Genomic DNA, 3,844 nt, shown 5'->3' with positions numbered 1-3,844 from the left:
CCGTTCACCCACAGCCCGTAGATCTTCGGCGGGCGCCCGCCCTACGAGCGGCGGCGGACGCCGACTTCGAGACTTCGAACTCCGAGAAGAGATTCACAGATCATGGCGAACTACACCGCCGCCGACGTCAAGAAGCTCCGTGAGCTCACCGGCGCCGGCATGATGGACTGCAAGAAGGCCCTGGACGAGGCCGAGGGCAGCGTGGACAAGGCCGTCGAGGCCCTGCGCATCAAGGGCCAGAAGGGCGTCGCCAAGCGCGAGGGCCGCTCCGCCGAGAACGGCGCCGTGGTCTCCCTCATCGCCGACGACAACACCTCCGGTGTCCTCGTCGAGCTGAAGTGCGAGACGGACTTCGTCGCCAAGGGCGAGAGGTTCCAGGCCGCCGCAGCCGCGATCGCCGAGCACGTCGCCAAGACCGCCCCGGCCGACCTCGAGGCCCTGCTCGCCTCCGAGATCGAGGCCGGCAAGACCGTCCAGGCGTACGTGGACGAGGCCAACGCCAACCTCGGCGAGAAGATCGTCCTCGACCGCTTCGCGCAGTACGCCGACGGTTTCGTCTTCTCCTACATGCACCGCACCATGCCCGACCTGCCCCCGCAGATCGGTGTCCTGGTCGAGCTGGACAAGGCCGACGCCGACGTGGCCAAGGGCATCGCCCAGCACATCGCCGCCTTCGCGCCGAAGTACCTCTCCAAGGAGGACGTGCCGGCCGACGTCGTCGAGTCCGAGCGCCGCGTCGCCGAGGAGACCACCCGCGCCGAGGGCAAGCCCGAGGCCGCCCTGCCGAAGATCGTCGAGGGTCGCCTCAACGGCTTCTTCAAGGACGCCACGCTGCTCGGCCAGCCGTACGCGCTGGACAACAAGAAGTCCGTGCAGAAGGTCCTGGACGAGGCCGGTGTCACCCTGAAGCGCTTCACGCGCATCAAGGTCGGCATCTGAGTCCGTCAAGCGACGGGCGCCCGGCCCCGATAGGGTCGAGTGCAGTCGTTCGCGTACGCACGCCACGTGCGCGCGTGACGCGCGACGGACGACAGCAGATCTGACGAGGAGGCCATTGCCGCGCATGGGATGCGAACACCACCCCACCGGCAATGGCCTTCTTCGTATGTGCGACAGGTAAAGAGGCGAATCTCCATGACCACCAAGCCCGAGAAGAGCGACGAAAGCAAAGCGGAACGCGGCCGGTTCATGCTGAAGCTGTCCGGAGAGGCGTTCTCCGGGGGCGGTGGCCTCGGCGTCGACCCGGACGTGGTGCACGCCATCGCCCGGGAGATCGCGGCCGTCGTACGCGACGGAGCAGAGATCGCGGTCGTCATCGGCGGCGGCAACTTCTTCCGCGGCGCCGAACTCCAGCAGCGCGGCATGGACCGGGCCCGTTCGGACTACATGGGCATGCTCGGCACGGTCATGAACTGCCTCGCCCTCCAGGACTTCCTGGAGAAGGAGGGCATCGACAGCCGCGTCCAGACCGCCATCACCATGGGTCAGGTCGCCGAGCCGTACATCCCGCTGCGTGCCGTGCGCCACCTGGAGAAGGGCCGAGTGGTCATCTTCGGCGCCGGTATGGGCATGCCGTACTTCTCCACCGACACCACCGCCGCCCAGCGCGCCCTGGAGATCGACGCCGAGGCGCTGCTGATGGGCAAGAACGGCGTGGACGGGGTCTACGACTCCGACCCCAAGACCAACCCGGACGCGGTCAAGTTCGACTCCCTGGGCTACGGCGAGGTCATCACCCGCGAGCTGAAGGTCGCCGACGCCACCGCGATCACGCTCTGCCGCGACAACAAGCTCCCGATCCTCGTGTTCGAGCTTCTCAAGGCGGGCAATATCGCGCGGGCCGTCAAGGGTGAGAAGATCGGCACTCTCGTGGGTGATCAGGGAAGCCGGGCCTGACCGGGTCCTTCCCCTGCCCGGGGGACGGAGCCTGACCGGGGGATGGACAATGTCCTGCCGGTCGGGAACCGTGCAGGAACAAGACGCGACGCAGCCGGCCGCCGACCAGACCAAGAACAGCTGCCGGGCCTACTCAAGACACGCAGGAGCAAGTGGTGATCGAAGAGACCCTCCTCGAGGCCGAGGAGAAGATGGAGAAGGCCGTCGTGGTCGCCAAGGACGACTTCGCCGCGATCCGTACCGGTCGTGCGCACCCGGCGATGTTCAACAAGATCGTGGCCGACTACTACGGTGCGCTGACGCCGATCAACCAGCTGGCCTCGTTCTCGGTGCCGGAGCCGCGCATGGCCGTGGTGACCCCGTTCGACAAGACCGCCCTGCGCAACATCGAGCAGGCGATCCGCGACTCCGACCTCGGCGTCAACCCGAGCAACGACGGCAACATCATCCGGGTGGTGTTCCCCGAGCTGACCGAGGAGCGCCGCCGCGACTACATCAAGGTCGCCAGGAGCAAGGCGGAGGACTCCAAGGTGTCCATCCGCTCGGTCCGCCGGAAGGCCAAGGACGCGATCGACAAGCTCGTCAAGGACGGCGAGGTCGGCGAGGACGAGGGCCGCCGTGCGGAGAAGGAGCTCGACGACACCACCGCGAAGTACGTCGCCCAGGTGGACGAGCTGCTCAAGCACAAGGAAGCGGAGCTCCTCGAGGTCTGATGAACGACTCTTCCTGGGGGGCGCCGTCACAAGCCGGGTACTGGGCGCCGACCGACCGGGGACCTGTCCAGGGGCATGCCCCGGCGGGTCCCACGCACGATGCGCCTGAGGCCCAGCAGACTCGCCCCATGCCCATCGTGCCCGACGTACCCGCGCATGGCGGGGACCAGGACGACGACCGGGGGGCCGCTCGGCAGGCCGGCCCCCCGTTCCGCGACGAGACGCCGTCGGCGCACCCCTACGGGGAGGCGCCGCAGAAGCGGGAGCCCATGCCCGACGCCCCGCAGCCCGCCCCGCAGAAGAAGAGCGCGGGTCGTGATCTGGGCGCCGCCATAGGGGTCGGCGTCGGGCTCGGCGCGGTCATCGTCGCGTCGCTGTTCATCGTCAAGGCGGCTTTCGTCGGCGTGATAGCCGTCGCCGTGGTGGTCGGGCTGTGGGAGCTCACCTCGCGCCTGCATGAACGCAAGGGCATCAAGGCGCCCCTCGTGCCGCTCGCGGTCGGCGGGGCCGCCATGGTCGTCGCCGGGTACGTACGGGGGCCGGAGGGCGCCTGGGTGGCCATGGCGCTCACCGCGCTCGCCGTCCTCGTCTGGCGGATGACGGAACCGCCGGAGAACTACCTCAAGGACGTCACGGCGGGGGTCTTCGCGGCCTTCTACGTGCCGTTCCTGGCCACGTTCGTCGCGCTGATGCTCACCGCCGACGACGGGCCGCAGCGGGTTCTCGTGTTCCTGCTGCTGACCGTGGTCAGCGACACGGGCGCGTACGCCGTGGGCTGGCGCTTCGGCACGCACAAGCTCGCTCCGCGGATCAGCCCCGGCAAGACCCGTGAGGGGCTGCTCGGCGCGATCGCCTTCGCCATGGTCGCGGGCGCGCTGCTCATGCAGTTCGTCATCCACGACGGAGCCTGGTGGCAGGGCCTGCTCCTCGGCCTCGCCGTCGCGGCCAGCGCCACGCTGGGCGACCTCGGCGAGTCCATGATCAAGCGGGACCTCGGCATCAAGGACATGGGCACGCTGCTGCCGGGCCACGGCGGCATCATGGACCGCCTGGACTCCCTCCTGCCGACCGCTCCGGTGGTCTGGCTGCTGCTGGTGCTGTTCGTGGGCTCCGGCTGACCGGTCAGCCGTGAGCACGGGATGTGCGTGGGCCCCCGTCCTGGTTCGCCGGACGCTGTTGGTTAATTCGGGGGCTCGCGTGACGTCGGCCTTCAAGACCCGGTTGTGGTCTTGAAG

At 68.7% G+C, this 3,844-nt stretch carries 4 protein-coding genes; all 4 read left to right on the top strand.

Annotated elements, in window-relative coordinates; all coding sequences use genetic code 11:
* Positions 1-102: 102 nt before the first annotated feature.
* The 4 genes from tsf to ACFU53_RS47120 all read left to right on the top strand — a co-directional run bounded on the left by tsf (position 103) and on the right by ACFU53_RS47120 (position 3,727).
* Complete coding sequence (gene tsf, locus ACFU53_RS47135; protein ID WP_384006560.1) at positions 103-939, top strand: translation elongation factor Ts; 837 nt, start codon at positions 103-105, stop codon at positions 937-939.
* A 195-nt stretch (positions 940-1,134) separates the two neighbouring features.
* Positions 1,135-1,896 (top strand): UMP kinase, encoded by a 762-nt coding sequence (gene pyrH / locus ACFU53_RS47130; protein WP_037696047.1) that lies wholly within the window; start codon positions 1,135-1,137, stop codon positions 1,894-1,896.
* Between the two features lie 155 nt (positions 1,897-2,051).
* Complete coding sequence (gene frr / locus ACFU53_RS47125) at positions 2,052-2,609, top strand: ribosome recycling factor (protein ID WP_384006557.1); 558 nt, start codon at positions 2,052-2,054, stop codon at positions 2,607-2,609.
* A complete protein-coding gene (locus ACFU53_RS47120; protein ID WP_384006554.1) occupies positions 2,609-3,727 on the top strand; it encodes a phosphatidate cytidylyltransferase in 1,119 nt (372 codons plus the stop codon). The genes frr and ACFU53_RS47120 overlap by 1 nt, the downstream gene beginning before the upstream one ends.
* Positions 3,728-3,844 lie beyond the last annotated feature (117 nt).

The sequence above is a fragment of the Streptomyces sp. NPDC057474 genome (assembly GCF_042802555.1).
GTDB lineage: Bacteria > Actinomycetota > Actinomycetes > Streptomycetales > Streptomycetaceae > Streptomyces.
Note: the sequence above shows the minus strand (reverse complement) of the source record. Positions and strands in the feature narration are given on the sequence as shown.